Origin of the sequence: Lelliottia sp. AC1, from assembly GCF_023278595.1 — a bacterium.
Taxonomy (GTDB): domain Bacteria; phylum Pseudomonadota; class Gammaproteobacteria; order Enterobacterales; family Enterobacteriaceae; genus Enterobacter; species Enterobacter nimipressuralis.
In genome coordinates this window covers 3,449,636-3,468,812 of sequence record NZ_CP025699.1, presented here as the reverse complement: position 1 = coordinate 3,468,812, position 19,177 = coordinate 3,449,636, and the positions used below count along the sequence as shown (strand labels likewise).

Genomic DNA, 19,177 nt, shown 5'->3' with positions numbered 1-19,177 from the left:
ATTTACAGCAGCAAGGGGAGAGTGGCACTGGCCGTCTGCTGACTGACATCGCCATAGTGATCGTCGAGGGTAATCAGACTGGTTGCCAGCAGTTCCACCAGCAGCATCACGCCCACTTTGGCATTTAACGCCCCAGCACTCAGCGGCCCTTCCGGTTTCGCTGCCACCAGCAGCATTTCGCTTATCGATGCCAGCGGGCTGCGCGGCGTGTTGCTCAGCGCCAGCACTTTAGCTCCACGCTTACGCGCCAGCTTCACCACATGCAGTAAGTCACGCGTCGAACCAGAACTTGAAATCGCCACCACCAGATCGTCCTGAGTGAGCGTCGTCGCGTTCATTGATGCCCGATGCATATCGCTGAACAGTTGCACCGGTTTCCCCAGCCGCAATAATTTGTAGTGCAGATAGTCCCCGATAATGGCGCTGGCCGCGACGCCATAAATGTAGACTGACCGCGACTGATGCAGCGCCTGCGCCGCCTTCAGCAGCACCTCTCTGTCGAGCAACTGGGCGGTATCGCGCAGCGCCTGCACCGACTCTTCCACCACCTCGTCGATCTCATCGCCTTTTCTGGCAGGTGCCTGGATCCGCTGTACATCCAGCGCCAGCGCCATTTTGAATTCCGTATATCCCTTACAGCCCAGCGCGCGGCATAAGCGCGTCACGCTCGCCTCACTGGTTTCACTTTCGCGCGCCAGTTCGGTGATCGTCAGATAAAGCACTTTCGCGGGATCGTTTAAGACGAACTCTCCCAGTTTTTGCTGAGTGGGGCTGTATCCCGAGACGCTCTGGCGCAGCCTCAGCAGCAGATTTTCATTTTCTGACATGCAAGATCCTTAATGCGTTTCTCTGCGGCTAGTGTGGCGGAAAGCGGGGGAGAGATGCCAGTCATTTTAAAAAAGTATGATCCGCTTCCCGATCTTTGGTGATAAATTTCAGTCTATATAATTTATGTGGTAAAAATTTTCATCATTACTCGGGGGAAGTGAAAATATGATGCAGATGTTTAGTGGTGCCTCTTCAGGGGCGTGGTTCGAAAAGGCGCAGCGGTTCGGTAAATCGTTCATGCTGCCGATAGCGGTATTGCCCGCGGCGGGCTTGCTGCTGGGAATTGGCGGGGCGTTGTCCAACCCCAATACGCTGACGGCATATCCGTTCCTGGATGTCGGCTGGCTTCAGGCCATCTTTACCATCATGAGCAGCGCCGGATCGATTGTCTTTGCCAACCTCTCGGTGCTGTTTGCGGTGGGTGTTGCGGTCGGGCTGGCGAAAACGGATAAAGGCACCGCCGGGCTTGCGGCGCTGCTCGCATTCCTGGTGATGAATGCCACCATCAATGCGCTGCTGATCCTCACCGGCACGCTGGCCCATGAAAATCCCGGCGCGGTGGGGCAAGGAATGACGCTCGGGATCCAGACGCTGGAAACCGGCGTCTTTGGCGGCGTGGTGATTGGCCTGGTGACCTGCACCCTACACCATCGCTTTAATAAAATCGCTCTGCCGCAGTTCCTCGGCTTCTTCGGCGGCTCCCGCTTTGTGCCGATTATTAGCTCGCTGGCGGCAATTGTGGTCGGTGCGCTGATGACGGTTGTGTGGCCTCATTTCCAGAAAATGATATTTGGACTGGGTGGGCTGGTGGACGCAACGGGTTATCTCGGCACGTTTTTGTACGGTTTTATCCTGCGCATGCTCGGCCCGTTTGGTCTGCACCATATCTTCTATCTGCCGTTCTGGACAACCGCACTGGGCGGGAGCGAAATCGTCAACGGCCAGTTGGTGGAAGGCACGCAGCGCATCTTCTTTGCGCAGCTCGCCGATCCGAATACCCAGCAGTTTTATATCGGCACCTCGCGCTTCATGTCCGGGCGCTTTATCACCATGATGTTCGGCCTGCTGGGCGCCTGTCTGGCGATGTACCACACGGCTAAACCGGAGAACAAAAAGCGCGTAGCCGGGCTGCTGCTCTCGGCGGCGTTGACCTCCTTCCTGACCGGGATCACCGAGCCGATTGAGTTCTCATTCCTGTTTGTCGCGCCGATGTTATACGTCATCCATGCCTTCTTTGATGGGCTGGCGTTCATGATCGCCCATATTCTGCACATCACCATCGGGCAGACTTTCTCGGGTGGTTTTATCGATTTCATCCTGTTTGGCGTCCTGCAGGGCGAAGCCAAAACCCACTGGATGTACGTCCCGTTGGTCGGCGTTCCGTGGTTCTTCCTCTACTACTTCACCTTCCGTTACCTGATTAACCGTTTCCGGTTCGCCACGCCGGGCCGTGAGAAAGAGGCCGTGGTTGAGAGTGCGCTTCCACAAAGCGAACGCGCAGCGGCGGTGATTGCAGGATTAGGCGGTCGGGAAAATCTGGAAGAGGTGGACTGCTGCGCCACGCGTCTGCGCGTCACCGTGAAGGATGGCGGCAAGGTCAACGAAGCGGCGCTAAAAGCGACCGGCGCGCGCGGGGTGATTGTGCGCGGGAACGGCGTTCAGGTGATTTACGGTCCACACGTCACCATCATTAAAAACGAAGTCGAAGAGAGTTTAGCGTAATGAAAACGATACTGGATGTATTGAAAGGCAAATTGATCGTCTCCTGTCAGGCACTGGAAAATGAACCGCTGCATAGCCCGTTTATCATGTCACGCATGGCGCTGGCGGCGGCGCAGGGAGGGGCGGTCGCTATTCGCGCCAACAGCGTGGTGGATATCGCGGCTATCCAGGCGAGCGTCTCTTTACCGGTGATAGGCATCATTAAGCGTGATTATCCGGACAGTGAGGTGTTTATCACCGCCACCATGAAAGAGATCGACGAACTGATGACGGTGACACCGGAAATTATCGCCCTCGACGCCACCGCGCGCCCGCGTCCGAACGGAGAGACGTTGGCCGATCTCGTCGCACAGATTCGTGCGCGTTATCCCTCCCTGCTGCTGATGGCGGATATCGCCACCGTTGCCGAGGCCAAAAAGGCGCAGGATTTGGGCTTCGACTGCGTGGGCACCACCCTCCACGGCTACACGGCGCAGACGGCAGGTCAGTCTCTGCCGGATAATGACTGCGCCTTTTTACGCGACGTCCTTGCGGCCGTGACGGTGCCGGTGGTGGCTGAAGGGAATGTCGACACGCCAGAACGGGCCGCACGATGCCTGGCCCTGGGCGCGCATACCGTGGTGGTGGGTGGTGCAATCACCCGTCCTCAGCAGATTACGGCGCGCTTTGTGGCGGCGATTGAGGCGTAAAGCACCGATCGGGCATGATACTTAGGCGGGGATCTGCGATACTTAACGTTTATCCCCTTAACTGAGATGACTATGCAGTACCCGATTAACGAGATGTTCCAGACCCTGCAAGGCGAGGGTTACTTCACCGGCGTTCCTGCTATTTTTATTCGTTTACAGGGATGCCCGGTCGGCTGTGCCTGGTGTGATACCAAACATACGTGGGATAAACTCGCAGATCGGGAAGTGTCGCTGTTTAGTATTCTGGCAAAAACCAAAGAGAGCGATAAATGGGGTGCCGGGAGTGCCGAAGATCTGCTGGCGATCATTGGCCGTCAGGGCTGGACCGCGCGCCACATCGTGATTACCGGTGGTGAACCCTGCATCCACGATTTAATGCCGCTCACGGAGCTGCTGGAGAAGAACGGCTACAGCTGCCAGATCGAAACCAGCGGTACCCATGAAGTCAGATGCTCGCACTCGACCTGGGTGACCGTATCGCCAAAAGTGAATATGCGCGGCGGATATGACGTGCTCTCTCAGGCGCTGGAGCGCGCGGATGAGATTAAACACCCGGTAGGGCGCGTGCGTGACATTGAAGCGCTGGATGAACTGCTGGCGACGCTGACAGATGAAAAGCAGCGCATTATCGCCCTGCAGCCGATCAGCCAGAAAGAGGACGCCACCCGGCTATGCATCGAAACCTGTATCGCGCGCAACTGGCGTTTGTCGATGCAGACGCATAAGTATCTGAATATTGCCTGATATAAAAAAGCCCGGATATCCGGGCTTTTTTGTCTTACTCGCCGCGATAAACGCAGCCCGCTGTACAGGTCTCTTTGATCATCACCGAGCTCAGCAGGGGAACCAGTGGCTTCATCTGATCCCAGATCCATTTCGCCAGCACTTCGCTGGTGGGATTTTCAAGCCCCGGAATATCGTTCAGGTAGTAGTGATCCAGACGATCGTAGGTCGGCTTGAAGGCGGCTTTCAGCTCGGAAAAGTCCATGATCCAGCCAGTATGCGGATCGACTTCACCGGTAATTTCAAGACGCACCATGAACGAGTGTCCGTGCAGACGACCGCATTTATGTCCCTCAGGAACGTGCGGCAGGCGATGGGCGGCTTCGAAGATGAAATCTTTAAACAGTGTGGTGGACATCATGTGCTCTCAGTAATCCGAATGCGGAAAAAACCGCCGCATAGTACCGGAAAGACCCTTTTTTAGCATTAACTAAAACGGCCGTTGTCCCGGATGAGAGATTTTCTCATCGCTTATACTCATAAAATTTAAGAAATTCAGTGGCTTGCTTTATCGGTTTTAATGTTAAGAACCATGACTAAAAGCGGTTAGTTCTTTTGGTTATTTATTATTTCCATCCCTTCTTTAATTGTTATTATCCCCGCCGTTAACCTTATCTCTAGTTTGGTCTTTTTGCATAAATTCCGCTTTGCTACTGGAACATAACAACGCATGACAACACAGGCCCCACCTTCGAATTTGCTTCCCCTGAACCCGGAGCAACTGGCGCGCCTCCAGGCGGCCACCACCGATTTTTCACCTGTACAGCTTGCCTGGGTCTCCGGCTATTTCTGGGGGATGCTCAATCAACAACCTGGGGCTGTTGTCACCGCAGCGCCTGCCGCCGTTGAAATCCCGGCGATAACACTTATCTCTGCCTCGCAGACCGGCAACGCCCGGCGCGTGGCGGAAGCACTGCGCGACGATCTGCTTGCCGCCCAACTGAACGTGAACCTGGTCAACGCCGGGGATTATAAATTCAAACAAATCGCGTCAGAAAAACTGTTGGTTGTGGTTGCCTCCACGCAGGGCGAAGGCGAACCGGCCGAAGAAGCGGTCGCGCTGCATAAATTCCTGTTCTCGAAAAAAGCGCCAAAACTCGATGGCACCGCGTTTGCCGTCTTTGGCCTTGGCGATACCTCGTACGAGTTCTTCTGCCAGTCCGGCAAAGATTTTGACAATAAGCTCGCGGAGCTGGGCGCTGAGCGCCTGCTGGATCGCGTCGACGCTGACGTTGAATACCAGCCTGCCGCCGCTGAATGGCGCGCGCGCATGGTGGAAGTGCTGAAAGCTCGCGTGCCGAAAGACTCCCCGGCGCAGGCCGTTGCAACGGCATCGGGTGCGGTTAACCAGGTACTGACCAGCCCTTACACCAAAGAAGAACCGCTGACGGCGAGCCTGTCAGTTAACCAGAAAATCACCGGTCGCGACTCCGAAAAAGACGTGCGCCACATCGAAATCGATCTGGGTGATTCCGGTTTACGCTACCAGCCCGGCGATGCGCTCGGCGTCTGGTATCAGAACGATCCGCTGCTGGTCAAAGAGCTGGTGGAGCTGCTGTGGCTGAAAGGCACTGAACCTGTCACCGTGGACGGCAAATCCCTGCCGCTCTCCGAGGCGCTGCAGTGGCACTTTGAACTGACGGTCAATACCGCCAATATCGTTGAGAACTACGCCACGCTGACGCGCAGCGAAACCCTGCTGCCTTTAGTGGGTGATAAAGCCAAACTGCAGCAGTACGCCGCGACCACGCCGATTGTGGATATGGTGCGTTTCGCGCCCGCGCAGCTGGATGCAGAGGCGCTCATCGGCTTGCTGCGTCCGTTGACGCCGCGCCTCTACTCGATCGCCTCATCACAGGCCGAAGTGGAAAGCGAAGTGCACATCACCGTCGGCGCGGTACGTTATGAAATCGAAGGCCGCGCTCGCGCGGGTGGGGCATCCAGTTTTCTCGCCGATCGCGTGGAAGAAGAGGGCGAAGTGCGGGTGTTCATCGAGCACAACGACAACTTCCGCCTCCCGGCCAACCCGGAAACGCCGGTGATCATGATTGGTCCTGGCACCGGCATCGCCCCGTTCCGCGCCTTCCTTCAGCAGCGCGCGGCAGATGAAGCGCCGGGCAAAAACTGGCTGTTCTTCGGCAATCCGCACTTTACCGAAGATTTCCTTTACCAGGTTGAGTGGCAACGTTACGTCAAAGAGGGCGTGCTGAACCGCATCGATCTGGCCTGGTCCCGTGACCAGCAACAAAAAATATACGTACAAGACAAACTGCGCGAACAGGGCGCAGAGCTGTGGCGCTGGATCAATGACGGTGCCCATCTTTATGTCTGTGGCGACGCAAACCGCATGGCGAAAGACGTCGAGCAGGCTTTGCTGGAAGTGATTGCCGAATTCGGTGGTATGGATGCCGAAACGGCGGACGAATTTTTAAGTGAGCTGCGCGTAGAGCGCCGTTATCAGCGAGATGTCTACTAATGAGCGAAAAACACCCTGGCCCACTGGTGGTCGAAGGCAAACTGACGGACGCCGAGCGCATGAAGGTAGAGAGCAACTACCTGCGCGGCACCATTGCCGAAGATTTAAATGACGGTCTGACCGGCGGTTTCAACGGCGACAACTTCCTGCTGATCCGCTTCCACGGCATGTACCAGCAGGACGACCGCGATATTCGCGCCGAGCGTGCCGAGCAAAAGCTGGAGCCGCGTCACGCGATGCTGCTGCGCTGTCGTCTGCCGGGTGGGGTGATCACCACCCAACAGTGGCAGGCGATTGATAAATTTGCTCATGACAACACGATCTACGGCAGCATTCGTCTGACCAACCGTCAGACCTTCCAGTTCCACGGCATTCTGAAGAAGAACGTGAAGCCGGTTCACCAGATGCTGCACTCCGTAGGCCTGGACGCGCTGGCGACCGCCAACGACATGAACCGTAACGTGCTCTGCACCTCGAACCCGTACGAGTCTGAGCTGCATGCGGAAGCTTACGAATGGGCGAAAAAGATCTCTGAGCATCTGCTGCCGCGCACCCGCGCCTATGCGGAGATCTGGCTCGATCAGGAAAAGGTCGCGACCACTGACGAGGAGCCGATCCTCGGCCAGACCTATCTGCCACGTAAATTCAAAACGACCGTGGTGATCCCGCCGCAGAACGATATCGATCTTCACGCCAACGACATGAACTTCGTGGCGATTGCCGAGAACGGAAAACTGGTGGGCTTTAATCTGCTGGTGGGCGGTGGTCTGTCGATTGAGCACGGCAACAAGAAAACCTACGCCCGCACGGCGAGCGAGTTTGGTTATCTGCCGCTGGAGCACACCCTGGCGGTGGCGGAAGCGGTAGTCACGACCCAGCGCGACTGGGGCAACCGTACGGATCGTAAAAACGCGAAGACCAAATACACCCTTGAGCGCGTCGGCGTTGAGACGTTTAAAGCGGAAGTGGAGCGTCGCGCAGGCATCAAATTTGAGCCAATCCGACCGTATGAGTTCACCGGTCGCGGCGATCGCATCGGCTGGGTAAAAGGTATCGACAATAAATGGCACCTGACGCTGTTTATCGAGAATGGCCGTATTCTGGATTATCCAGGCCGTCCGCTGAAAACCGGTTTGCTGGAAATTGCTAAGATCCATAAAGGCGAGTTCCGCATCACCGCGAACCAGAACCTGATCATTGCCGGCGTGCCGGAGAGTCAGAAAGCGAAGATCGAGAAGCTGGCGCGCGAGCATACGCTGATGGATGCGGTTAAACCGCAGCGTGAAAACTCCATGGCCTGCGTCTCCTTCCCGACCTGTCCGTTGGCGATGGCTGAGGCAGAACGCTTCCTGCCCTCTTTCACCGACAAAGTGGAAGCGGTGCTGGAGAAACACGGCATCGGCGACGAACACATTGTGATGCGAGTGACGGGCTGCCCGAACGGCTGTGGCCGCGCGATGCTGGCGGAGCTGGGACTGGTGGGTAAAGCGCCGGGCCGCTACAACGTCCATCTTGGCGGGAACCGCAGCGGAACGCGCATTCCGCGTATGTATCGCGAAAACATTACCGAGCCGGAAATTCTCGATTCCATCGATGAACTGGTCGGACGCTGGGCGAAAGAGCGCGAAGCGGGTGAAGGCTTCGGCGACTTTACGGTACGCGCGGGCATTATTCGCCCGGTGCTCGATCCAGCGCGAGATTTCTGGGAGTAATCCTGATCGCCCGGTGGCGCGCGCCTGATAAGCGAAGCGCCATGAGGCAAGGCAAACAGTGAGGAACTTATGTCCAGACTCGATCTAAACGCCCTAAACGATCTGCCCAAAGTGGAACGTATCCTGGCGCTGGCAGAAACGAACGCCATGCTTGAAAAACGCGATGCGCAGGGCCGCGTCGCGTGGGCGCTAGAAAATTTGCCGGGCGACTATGTGCTCTCGTCGAGCTTTGGCATTCAGGCGGCGGTGAGTTTACATCTGGTGAATCAGATCCGCCCGGACATTCCGGTGATCCTCACCGATACCGGCTATCTGTTTCCGGAAACCTATCAGTTTATTGATGAGCTGACGGATAAGCTCCAGCTGAATCTTAAGGTCTATCGCGCTGAGCAGAGCGCAGCGTGGCAGGAAGCGCGCTACGGCAAACTGTGGGAGCAGGGTGTTGAGGGCATTGAGAAATACAATGAGATCAACAAAGTTGAGCCGATGAATCGGGCGCTCAGTGAGCTGAATGCGAAAACCTGGTTTGCCGGCCTGCGCCGCGAACAGTCCGGCAGTCGGGCCAGTCTGCCGGTACTTGGGATCCAGCGCGGCGTATTTAAAGTCTTGCCGATTATCGACTGGGATAACCGCACCGTTTATCAGTATCTGCAGCAGCACGGGCTGAAATACCATCCCCTGTGGGATCAGGGCTACCTGTCGGTGGGCGACACCCACACCACCCGCAAATGGGAACCTGGAATGGCGGAAGAAGAGACGCGATTCTTTGGGCTTAAACGTGAGTGCGGGTTGCACGAAGGCTGATTCACCGGTCCGCTGTCATATGCCTCTGCTTGTCACGAGCAGGGGCTTTTTTTATTGCGAGACGCATTCCGTAAAGGATGACTGCGTACAGAGGAGACGTAAGAATCCTTATAAATAGCTGCTGAGGGGGATTGTTACTGACTTATTTCTCCACGCAGGCGTCTGATATCACGTTGCGGCGACTCACCAAACTCCCTGCTGTACTCGCGGCTGAACTGGGACGCACTCTCATAGCCCACTTTTACCGCCGCGCTCACCGCGTCAAGGTGGCTGTTCAGCATATGCTGTCGTGCCTCCTGAAGTCTGAGCTTCTTGATAAACTGTAGCGGGCTCATCCCTGTCACTGACCTGAAATGGTGACGAAAAGATGACGTGCTCATTGACGAACGGGAAGCCAGTTCATCGATGCTGACAGGCTGTGTGAAATGTTGTTTAAGCCAGGCAACAGCAGCGGAAATTTGTTGCCCAGGTGAACCCGGTGATGCGATGTGACGAAGCGCACTACCATAGGGGCCCGTCAGCAGTCGAATGATGATCTCCTGCTGTATGAGCGGGGCAAGATGCTGAATTAAACGTGGTTCGTCATTCAGTGACAGCAGCCTTCTCAACGTATCAGCGAGGCCCGCATCAAGCTCGTTAACGGCCAGCGGATCAAAGCCCGGCGATTTTGCGGCTGGTCGAAACGGGATCATCGCCGCCGTCTGCATCACAGCAGCGGGTTCGATCGTGACCATCATCCCCAGGAACGGTGCGGATGCTGTCGCCGTCGCAACATGGGACACGACGGGAAGCTCAAGTGTGGTGAGCAGTGTTTGCCCGGCCTGGTAGCCAGTCACTTTTCCTCCCAGCACCAATTCCTTACTGCCCTGAATTACTACACCCAACCCAATGCCATAGATACAGTGAACGGGAGTAGTCGGCGCATTTCGTCGATGTACCGATAACGACGGAACAGCTGTTGTGAAATCGCCATCGTATTGTGCAATCTCGCTAATTTTCTCAGCAAGCATTTTAAGGTTTTGTTCTACGGAGAAGTCCTGCATTTATCAGCCCTGAAACATCAAATCACTCACTGGCAATGTAATAATTAAAATATCACCTATGGATGAAAATAACCTAAAAAAAGAAAAGTAAATCATTTCAGGCAAGGATTGTGGCGAAGTGAGTAAGCCATCTTCCCGCTTTGTAGTGAATAATAGCTCTAACATGTTCCTGCTTATGGAGTGCCTTATGACAGGTTTATTTTCTTCCTTTTCCCTAAAAGATATTACGTTACGTAATCGGATCGCCGTTTCTCCCATGTGTCAGTACCAGGCTGTCGATGGCTTTATCAATGACTGGCACAGTACCCATTATTCTATGCTCGCACGTGGAGGTGCGGGTCTCGTTGTCGTTGAAGCCACGGCGGTAGCACCAGAGGGCCGAATTACGCCAGGCGATCTCGGATTATGGAGTGATGAACACACTGCGGGGCTGTCGTCCATTACTGCAGCAATAAAGACAGGCGGGGCAGTCGCAGGGATTCAGCTCGCCCATGCGGGGCGTAAAGCGGGCTGTACGCCACCATGGCAGGGTGGCGCGCCTTTGGATCGTAATGATGCACAGGCGTGGGTACCCGTCGGACCTTCCGCTGTTCCCTTTGTACCCGGGGATGACTATATTTCCCGTGAAATGACAAAAAACGATATCCGACAAACTCAGCAGGACTTTGCCCGTGCGGCAGAGCGGGCCTGTCAGGCAGGTTTTCAGTGGCTGGAACTGCATTTTGCCCATGGTTTCCTGGCACAAAGTTTTCTTTCCCCACAGTCTAATATCCGTTCAGATGAATATGGCGGTTCTCTTGAGGGGCGTGCCCGCTTCTTACTGGAGACAGTGGCTGAAGTCCGCAAGTTCTGGCCTGATAATTTTCCCCTAACGGTACGCCTCGGAGTGGTGGAATTTGATGATTGTCCCGAACATTCTTTCAGCGAATCACTCACGGTAATCGGCTGGCTGAAAGATGCCGGTGTGGATTTTGTTGATGTGGGTCTTTCTCTGACAACGCCAGGGGAGAACATCCCGTGGGCGGCAAACTTTATGATCCCATGGGCCGCACGAGTTCGCCGGGAGAAAAATATTCCTGTCGGGACAAGCTGGATGATTACTCAGGCTAAAGAAGCGAATGAATTCATACAGGACGGTAAAGTTGACGTGATCTTTTTCGCCCGTACATTGCTGGCTAATCCGCACTGGCCATATCACGCGGCGCGGGAGCTTGAAATAACCGCCCCGCACGCTGTGTTACCTACACCCTATGCGTACTGGTTACAAAACTGGTCCGAATGACCATAGCAGGTGCGTCGTTCCGGCCAGTAGCCTTTCCTCACTAGGGGATTCGCGCTGATATTGAAACCGTAATTAAGCGCAGAATGATATGAGTCAGCCAAACCCCCGTCCTGCATAACGTATTGAAAGCATAAGCACTTTCAGTCGATGAGGGACAAGAAATATCAACCGTCTCCGTGAAAACTTTGCTGCTTTAGAGATCCAGTTTACCGTTATTGTGGCTACGGCTAATCGGGTTGAAAAAACGTCAGGTGGTATTGAATTCCCGGGTTCCATTTTTCAGGTGGATCCCCTTATGCCTGAAACATAAAAAAACCCGCTCAAGGCGGGTTTTTTATCACGTTCACTTATCTGCTCAGGCTGATGCCGTCATCGCTGTCGTAAGTATTCGTGTCATTATCAGCTATTACAGCGTGATAACGTTGGCAGCTGCAGGGCCTTTGGCACCATTCTCAATTGAGAACTCAACCTTCTGCCCTTCATCTAGTGTTTTGTAATCGTTGCTCTGGATAGCAGAAAAATGTACGAAGACATCTTTGCTACCGTCTTCTGGCGAAATGAAGCCGAAGCCTTTTTCAGAGTTAAACCATTTTACTAAACCAGTCATTTTATTAGACATATTTACTTCCTTAAATTTTCTTGAGCCACACGCGGTGGCAAACATGGCCTGCTTGCAGATGAGGACTTATTGGGCACTTAGGAGGAGGCTCATGCAGAAGAGTATCTAAGGAACACGCTTGAAATGAGGACTGCTTTACTAAAACTGCTTTCATAAGGTCTGTATGCCAAACCGATGACGCATAGTGGGCGCATATGACTTGATAAGCAAGATTATTTTTGTCAGTAATCTGTTGGGGAAATTTACAATCCAAAAGGGCAGTCATCTTAAAAGCCCTGACCATTACAGACAGGGCTTTTAAGATACTACAGTTTTCAGATTTAACATTAATGGGCTTAATAAAGTGATACTGCTATTTATACTGCTTTCAAATGTACCCGTTCACTACAGATAATATTGGGCATTAATACTAAAAAAACTTCCCACTATTTATTGTACCAATCTACCGACAACGTCCGCTGCACGTCCTGAAACATTCGACACGTTTTATGGCCTAAGTAGGGGCGGTTTTCGCGCTTCGAGCGCCAGCAACTCTTTCTCTTCATCGTAACGGCTTGTGTTCGTCCAGCAGCGGTAAATGACTCTTTTCAGGCATAACATCCTCGGGAGAGTGTAGGAAGGGTGTTAATTCATCAAAGTTATTGCTGAGGCAGAAAAGTAACCAACCAGGTGAATGGAAGATACGGTTGCAGAATTGATTTTTTAGACAGGCAGGAAACGAAAAGAGCCCGTACATCACATGGACTCTTTCTTTAATGCCTCGGCTATTCTGTCCAACTTTTTGGGGGGCGGCACATGACCTCATGCCCCCATTCTTTCGCTTTCCGTTTACGCTTTACCCGCTTTCGTCAACTCTTTCACCAGCGGCAGCATCACTTTCACCACGTCACGGCTGCGGTGCTCAATGCGCTGAGGCAGCACTTTATCAATGTGCTGCTGGTTATCCAGTCTCACATCGTGCCAGCTGGTGCCATCCGGGAAGGCTTTCGATTTAGCGCGCTGCTGATAGCCGTTTTTGTCCCCTAAGTTCCAGTTCGTCGCCTCGACGTACAACACGGGAATACCCGCTTTATCAAACACTTCGCCGTCGCTACAGCAGCCGGTGCCTTTTGGGTAAGCCGGATTACGCCCAGGATTGACTGCCGCCAGAATACCATGGCTGCGGGCAATGGCCAGCGCGCGGTCGCGCGTCAGTTTGCGTACAGAGTTGGGGGTGCTTTTGCCGCTGTTGAAATAGAGCTTATCGCCGACGATCAGGTTATCGAGATTGATCACCAGCAGGGTATTTTTCTTTTCCGCCGCGCTCATGCGGTTGAGCAGGTTCTCCGCCCCGAGTTTGCCTTCCTCTTCGCCGCTGGTGGCGACAAAGCGAATCCCGTATTGAGTTGGAACATCTTTCATCCGTTCGGCCAGCTCCAGCATCACGCCAAGGCCTGCCGCATTATCGTCGATACCCTGAAGGGTAAGGCCGCCGAGATTATTATCAATGTCCGCATCGCTCTGGGGGGCGAAGGTATCAAGATGCGCCATAATAATAATTTGCTGCGCCGATTTGCCTTCGTGGGCCGCGATAACCGTACTGCCGGTCACGTTATGCCAGTTTTTGCTGTTATTGCGCGACGTAAAAATGTAGCGGCTGTGGAAGGCCCGAATGTCGTTCTGGTAGCCCATCTGTGCAAACTGCTGGCGCAGATAGTCTGCCGACAGCATCTCTGCAGGCGTGCCTGTCATTCGTCCTGGAAATACCGTGGCAATATGGCGCGCCTGAGTGGATGCGATTTCACCCAAAGGTTGAGTGGTGGCCTGAGCCGGGAGGATACAGCAAACGCCGATCGCCAGGGCAGCGATACGGTGGCGCATTGCGCAAAACATAGTGAGTCCTTAAAAAATCGAACAAAATTTTAACCTGCCTAGTATGAAACTGTGACGGCGCTTACACAATTTCATTTGCTCTTAAATGCCCGTTATTTCGCAGGTTAAGCACTTTTTGATATTAGCTTTCTCAACTCGTTATTCCATTGAGTAACTACTCATTCCAATTCGTAATTTCATTCACTCTAAGCCGCCCCCTATAGTCCCACTATTCCTGTTGTTGAGACGAGTTACCGCATCGTGGACTATCTGCCGCTGTTTGCTTTATTGAAAGGCCGTCCGGTGCTGGTTGTCGGGACGGGCGAAATCGCCGATCGCAAAATCGCTTTTTTACAGCGGGCCGGCGCGCAGGTGCAGAGTGTTACGGCGTCAGAATTTGATGAGTCACAGCTTGATCAGGTGGTACTGGCCATCGCGGCGACGGACGATCCGGCGCTGAACCGTCGGGTGTTCGAGGCGGCCAATGCCCGTCATCGGCTGGTGAACGTGGTGGACGATCAGCCCTTGTGCTCGTTTATCTTCCCGTCGATTGTCGATCGTTCGCCGCTGCTGATTGCAATCTCATCCGGCGGCAACGCGCCCGTGCTGGCGCGCATGCTGCGAGAAAAGCTGGAAGCATTATTACCTGTAAGCCTCGGGCGTATGGCTGAAGTGGCGGGGGGCTTTCGTGAACGACTGAAAGCGTTCCGTACCACCACCGCCGATCGCCGTCGTTTTTGGGAGAAAGCCTTTCGCGGGCGTTTTGCCAGCCTGATGGCGGCGGGAAACGAACAGGCTGCCAAACGCGAACTGGAGGACTCCCTTCACGCTTCACATCAGCAGCAGGGCGAAATTATTTTAGTCGGTGCCGGGCCGGGTGACGCCGGGCTGCTGACGCTGCGCGGTCTGCAGGTTATCCAGCAGGCCGACGTGGTCTTTTACGATCATCTGGTAAGCGACGAGGTGCGTGAGCTTATCCGTCGCGATGCCGAGCAAATCTGCGTCGGCAAACGCGCGTGCGAACACTCAGTGGTGCAGCATGAGACCAATCAGATGCTGATTGATGCTGCGAAAGCCGGGAAATCCGTGGTACGCCTCAAAGGCGGCGACCCGTTTATTTTCGGGCGCGGCGGCGAAGAGTTGCAGGCAGCCGCGCAGGCGGGCGTGCCGTTTCAGGTGGTCCCGGGTATCACGGCGGCATCGGCGGTCACCGCCTACGCCGGTATCCCGCTCACTCACCGCGACTATGCCCAGAGCGTCACCTTCGTTACCGGACACTACAAAGCAGACAGCGCGCCGTTTGACTGGGCCCAGCTGGCGCAAAGTCGTCAGACGCTGGCGATCTACATGGGCACTCTGAAAGCCGCTGACATCAGCGAACAGTTGATTCGTCATGGGCGCGATAAAGCGACGCCGGTGGCGGTGATTTCACGCGGGACACGCGTCGACCAGCACGTCGCGACCGGAACCTTACAACAACTTGCAAACCTGGCGAAAAATGCCCCCATGCCCGCCCTGATTGTGGTGGGAGAGGTGGTGGAGCTGCATCAGACGCTCGCCTGGTTTCAACAAAACCAACAGCAGGAGGGATTCAACTCTTCTGTGGTGAATCTGGCTTAAGGAATGGTTATGGACCAAAAACGACTTACCCACCTGCGGCAACTTGAAGCGGAAAGCATCCATATTATCCGCGAGGTGGCTGCCGAATTTTCGAACCCGGTGATGATGTACTCGATCGGGAAAGATTCCAGCGTCATGCTGCATCTGGCGCGTAAAGCGTTTTATCCGGGCACTTTGCCCTTCCCGCTGCTGCACGTGGATACCGGCTGGAAGTTCCGCGAAATGTACGAGTTCCGCGACCGTACCGCCAAAGCCTACGGCTGCGAACTGCTGGTGCACAAAAACCCGGAAGGGGTGGCGATGGGCATCAATCCGTTCGTGCACGGCAGCGCGAAACACACGGATATCATGAAAACCGAAGGGCTGAAGCAGGCTCTGAACAAATACGGTTTTGATGCGGCCTTCGGCGGCGCGCGCCGTGACGAAGAGAAATCCCGCGCCAAAGAGCGAATCTATTCTTTCCGCGACCGCTTCCACCGCTGGGACCCGAAAAACCAGCGCCCGGAGCTGTGGCACAACTACAACGGCCAGATTAATAAAGGCGAAAGCATCCGCGTCTTCCCGCTCTCCAACTGGACCGAGCTGGATATCTGGCAGTATATCTATCTGGAAAATATCGAAATCGTTCCGCTGTATCTGGCGGCAGAGCGTCCGGTGCTGGAACGCGACGGGATGCTGATGATGATCGACGACGATCGTATCGATTTGCAGCCGGGCGAAGTGATCAAAAAACAGATGGTCCGCTTCCGTACGCTGGGCTGCTGGCCGTTGACGGGCGCTGTGGAATCAAACGCGCAGACGCTGCCGGAGATCATCGAAGAGATGCTGGTCTCCACCACCAGTGAGCGACAGGGGCGCATGATTGACCGCGACCAGGCAGGCTCGATGGAGCTGAAGAAACGTCAGGGTTATTTCTAAGGAGCCGCCATGAACACCACTATTGCACAACAAATTGCTGATGAAGGCGGCGTGGAAGCTTACCTGCACGCCCAGCAGCACAAAAGCCTGCTGCGCTTTCTGACCTGCGGCAGCGTCGATGACGGGAAAAGCACCCTGATTGGCCGACTGCTGCATGACACGCGTCAGATTTACGAAGACCAGCTCTCCTCCCTGCACAATGACAGCAAACGTCACGGCACCCAGGGCGAAAAACTCGATCTGGCGCTGCTGGTGGATGGCCTGCAGGCTGAACGCGAGCAGGGGATTACCATCGACGTGGCGTACCGCTATTTCTCTACCGAAAAGCGCAAATTCATCATCGCCGACACCCCAGGGCATGAGCAGTACACCCGTAACATGGCCACGGGCGCCTCGACCTGTGAGCTGGCGATCCTGCTGATGGACGCGCGCAAAGGCGTGCTCGATCAGACCCGTCGCCACAGCTTTATCTCCACGCTGCTCGGCATCAAACACCTGGTGGTGGCAGTCAACAAAATGGATCTGGTGAATTTCAGCGAAGAAAAATTCGAGGAGATCCGCCAGAGCTATCTGACTTTCGCCGCGCAGCTGCCGGGTAATCTGGATATTCGCTTTGTGCCGCTCTCCGCGCTGGAGGGCGATAACGTGGCCTCCCAGAGCGTGAACATGCCGTGGTACAGCGGCCCGACGCTGCTGGAAGTGCTGGAAACCGTCGAAATTCAACGCCCCGTGGAAAGCCAGCCGATGCGCTTCCCGGTGCAATATGTCAACCGTCCAAACCTCGATTTCCGTGGCTTCTCCGGGACGATTGCTTCCGGCGTGGTGAAAGTTGGTCAGCGCGTGAAAGCGCTGCCGTCCGGCGTCGAATCGACCATTGCCCGTATTGTCACCTTCGACGGCGATTTGCCGGAAGCGGGCGCGGGCGAAGCGGTGACTCTGGTACTGAAGGACGAGATTGATATTAGCCGCGGTGATTTGCTGCTGGATGCGCAGGAGAGCGTGCCGGCCGTGCAAAGCGCGTCCCTGGACGTGGTGTGGATGGCAGAGCAACCGCTGACGGCGGGCCAAAGCTATGACATCAAAATCGCGGGCAAGAAAACCCGTGCGCGCGTCGATAGCATTCACTATCAGGTGGACATCAACAATCTGGCGCAGCACCAGGTTTCAGAATTGCCGCTGAACGGTATTGGTCTGGTGGATCTCACTTTTGATGAGCCACTGGTGCTCGACAAATATCAGCAAAACCCGGTAACGGGCGGCCTGATCTTTATCGACAGGCTGACTAACGTCACCGTGGGTGCCGGGATGGTGCGCGAGCCGCACGAGCAGGCAACCGCAGCGCCTTCTGAATTCAGCGCCTTTGAGCTGGAGCTGAACGCGCTGGTTCGCAAACACTTCCCGCACTGGGGCGCACGCGATTTGCTGGGAGGAAAATAATGGCGCAGCACGATGAGAACGTCGTCTGGCATCCTCATCCGGTAACCGTTGCCGCGCGCGAACAACTCCACGGTCATCGTGGGGTTGTGCTGTGGTTTACCGGGCTGTCTGGCTCCGGTAAATCCACCGTGGCCGGAGCGCTGGAAGAGGCGCTGCATCAGCAGGGGGTCAGTACCTATCTGCTCGATGGCGACAACGTGCGCCACGGCCTGTGCAGCGATTTGGGATTTAGCGATGACGATCGTAAAGAGAACATTCGCCGCGTAGGGGAAGTGGCGAGCCTGATGGCTGATGCAGGGCTGGTCGTATTAACCGCCTTTATCTCGCCACATCGCGCCGAGCGACAGATGGTGCGCGAGCGCGTGGGTCACGAGCGGTTTATCGAAGTGTTTGTCGATACGCCGCTTGCGGTGTGCGAAGCGCGCGATCCGAAAGGGCTTTACAAAAAGGCCCGTGCGGGCGAGCTGCGTAATTTCACCGGCATTGACTCGGTTTACGAAGCCCCTGAATCACCAGAGATTCACCTGGAAGGTCAACAATTGGTAACAAATTTAGTAGGCCAATTATTAGACCTGCTCAGACAGGGCGATATTATCAGATCCTGAGACGGTATCGAACGGATAGCTCGCTGCCCGTAAGATGTGTCATGGTCACAGGATCTGCTATGCGTAACAGTGAGAATTACATTATCACCACGTCGGACACCGTATCGACTGATGACGACACGACCTGGTCACTTCCTGGGGCCGTGGTCGGCTTCGTCTCGTGGTTGCTGGCGCTCGGCATCCCATTTCTGATCTATGGCCGCAATACGCTGTTTTTCTTCCTCTACACCTGGCCGTTCTTTCTCGCGCTGATGCCCGTCGCGGTTGTGGTTGGCATTGCGCTGCACTCGCTGCTGAATGGCCGCCTGTTCTACAGCACCATTATCACCATTGCCACCGTGGTCATCATTTTCGGCCTGCTGTTTTTATGGCTGATGGGCTAACTTGCGACATAATTAAAACCCCAGAGTAGAGTCGAACGGAAAGTTATGGGATGATGATGCCGTTTTTCAGGGGGCTGGATGGGTAAATTAACACTGCTGTTGCTGGCTTTGCTGGTCTGGCTACAGTATTCGCTGTGGTTTGGTAAGAACGGTCTTCACGACTACAGCCGCGTCAATGATGACGTCACGGCACAGCAGGCAACAAATGCAAAACTCAAAGCGCGAAACGATCAACTCTTTGCCGAAATTGACGACCTCAATGGCGGGCAAGAGGCGATTGAGGAACGCGCACGCAACGAACTCAGTATGACTAAGCCGGGCGAAACTTTTTATCGTCTGGTGCCGGATGCGTCTAAACGCAGTCAGGGCTCAGCACAAAACAATCGATAATCAGGCCCAGGATTA

18 protein-coding genes are annotated in these 19,177 nt (G+C 54.9%); 13 read left to right on the top strand and 5 right to left on the bottom strand.

Going from position 1 to position 19,177, the window contains the following annotated elements; translation table 11 throughout:
- Positions 1–2: 2 nt before the first annotated feature.
- Positions 3–827 carry a MurR/RpiR family transcriptional regulator gene (locus C0560_RS16480; RefSeq protein ID WP_107702933.1) on the bottom strand — a complete coding sequence of 275 codons (825 nt, stop codon included), beginning with the start codon at positions 825–827 and terminating at the stop codon, positions 3–5.
- A 166-nt stretch (positions 828–993) separates the two neighbouring features.
- Between C0560_RS16480 and C0560_RS16475 the strand changes: the two genes are divergently transcribed.
- The 3 genes from C0560_RS16475 to queE all read left to right on the top strand — a co-directional run bounded on the left by C0560_RS16475 (position 994) and on the right by queE (position 3,983).
- Positions 994–2,550, top strand: coding sequence for a PTS transporter subunit EIIC (locus tag C0560_RS16475; protein ID WP_194512080.1), 1,557 nt, complete (start codon positions 994–996; stop codon positions 2,548–2,550).
- Complete coding sequence (locus C0560_RS16470; protein ID WP_248859081.1) at positions 2,550–3,239, top strand: N-acetylmannosamine-6-phosphate 2-epimerase; 690 nt, start codon at positions 2,550–2,552, stop codon at positions 3,237–3,239. The genes C0560_RS16475 and C0560_RS16470 overlap by 1 nt, the downstream gene beginning before the upstream one ends.
- Positions 3,240–3,311: 72 nt before the next feature.
- A complete protein-coding gene (gene queE / locus C0560_RS16465; RefSeq protein WP_102105451.1) occupies positions 3,312–3,983 on the top strand; it encodes a 7-carboxy-7-deazaguanine synthase QueE in 672 nt (223 codons plus the stop codon).
- Positions 3,984–4,017: 34 nt separating this feature from the next.
- Here queE and queD read toward each other — a convergent pair whose 3' ends face one another.
- Complete coding sequence (gene queD / locus C0560_RS16460; RefSeq protein WP_181826777.1) at positions 4,018–4,383, bottom strand: 6-carboxytetrahydropterin synthase QueD; 366 nt, start codon at positions 4,381–4,383, stop codon at positions 4,018–4,020.
- A gap of 309 nt (positions 4,384–4,692) precedes the next feature.
- Between queD and cysJ the strand changes: the two genes are divergently transcribed.
- The 3 genes from cysJ (at position 4,693) to cysH (ending at position 9,014) form a co-directional block, all read left to right on the top strand.
- Entirely contained in the window at positions 4,693–6,498 is a 1,806-nt protein-coding gene (gene cysJ / locus C0560_RS16455) for an NADPH-dependent assimilatory sulfite reductase flavoprotein subunit (protein WP_248859080.1), read from the top strand.
- A complete protein-coding gene (gene cysI / locus C0560_RS16450) occupies positions 6,498–8,210 on the top strand; it encodes an assimilatory sulfite reductase (NADPH) hemoprotein subunit (protein ID WP_194512078.1) in 1,713 nt (570 codons plus the stop codon). Before cysJ ends, cysI begins: the two co-directional genes overlap by 1 nt.
- A gap of 69 nt (positions 8,211–8,279) precedes the next feature.
- Entirely contained in the window at positions 8,280–9,014 is a 735-nt protein-coding gene (gene cysH / locus C0560_RS16445) for a phosphoadenosine phosphosulfate reductase (RefSeq protein WP_100779128.1), read from the top strand.
- Between the two features lie 134 nt (positions 9,015–9,148).
- On the opposite strand, the gene C0560_RS16440 is transcribed toward cysH, so the two are convergent.
- Positions 9,149–10,057: an AraC family transcriptional regulator gene (locus C0560_RS16440; RefSeq protein ID WP_248859078.1), complete on the bottom strand. Its 909-nt coding sequence runs from the start codon at positions 10,055–10,057 to the stop codon at positions 9,149–9,151.
- Positions 10,058–10,244: 187 nt separating this feature from the next.
- Here C0560_RS16440 and C0560_RS16435 point away from each other — a divergent pair, with 187 nt between their 5' ends.
- The gene (locus tag C0560_RS16435; RefSeq protein WP_123428677.1) at positions 10,245–11,339 is read left to right on the top strand and encodes an NADH:flavin oxidoreductase/NADH oxidase; all 1,095 of its coding nucleotides are present in this window, start codon (positions 10,245–10,247) and stop codon (positions 11,337–11,339) included.
- A 406-nt stretch (positions 11,340–11,745) separates the two neighbouring features.
- Here the strand turns inward: C0560_RS16435 and cspG are convergent, their stop codons facing one another.
- Positions 11,746–11,958, bottom strand: coding sequence for a cold shock protein CspG (cspG, locus tag C0560_RS16430; protein ID WP_100779129.1), 213 nt, complete (start codon positions 11,956–11,958; stop codon positions 11,746–11,748).
- Between the two features lie 828 nt (positions 11,959–12,786).
- Positions 12,787–13,830: an aminopeptidase gene (locus tag C0560_RS16425; protein WP_100779130.1), complete on the bottom strand. Its 1,044-nt coding sequence runs from the start codon at positions 13,828–13,830 to the stop codon at positions 12,787–12,789.
- Positions 13,831–14,070: 240 nt separating this feature from the next.
- Here C0560_RS16425 and cysG point away from each other — a divergent pair, with 240 nt between their 5' ends.
- The 6 genes from cysG to ftsB all read left to right on the top strand — a co-directional run bounded on the left by cysG (position 14,071) and on the right by ftsB (position 19,162).
- Positions 14,071–15,429, top strand: coding sequence for a siroheme synthase CysG (cysG, locus tag C0560_RS16420; RefSeq protein ID WP_248859077.1), 1,359 nt, complete (start codon positions 14,071–14,073; stop codon positions 15,427–15,429).
- 9 nt (positions 15,430–15,438) lie between these two features.
- Entirely contained in the window at positions 15,439–16,347 is a 909-nt protein-coding gene (gene cysD / locus C0560_RS16415) for a sulfate adenylyltransferase subunit CysD (protein WP_095283121.1), read from the top strand.
- A gap of 9 nt (positions 16,348–16,356) precedes the next feature.
- Entirely contained in the window at positions 16,357–17,784 is a 1,428-nt protein-coding gene (cysN, locus tag C0560_RS16410; RefSeq protein ID WP_100779132.1) for a sulfate adenylyltransferase subunit CysN, read from the top strand.
- Positions 17,784–18,389 (top strand): adenylyl-sulfate kinase, encoded by a 606-nt coding sequence (cysC, locus tag C0560_RS16405; protein ID WP_100779133.1) that lies wholly within the window; start codon positions 17,784–17,786, stop codon positions 18,387–18,389. The genes cysN and cysC overlap by 1 nt, the downstream gene beginning before the upstream one ends.
- 59 nt (positions 18,390–18,448) lie before the next feature.
- On the top strand, positions 18,449–18,772 hold the full coding sequence (locus C0560_RS16400) for a DUF3561 family protein (protein ID WP_100779134.1): 324 nt from the start codon (positions 18,449–18,451) through the stop codon (positions 18,770–18,772).
- A gap of 78 nt (positions 18,773–18,850) precedes the next feature.
- Positions 18,851–19,162 (top strand): cell division protein FtsB, encoded by a 312-nt coding sequence (gene ftsB, locus C0560_RS16395; protein WP_100779135.1) that lies wholly within the window; start codon positions 18,851–18,853, stop codon positions 19,160–19,162.
- Positions 19,163–19,177: the final 15 nt, after the last annotated feature.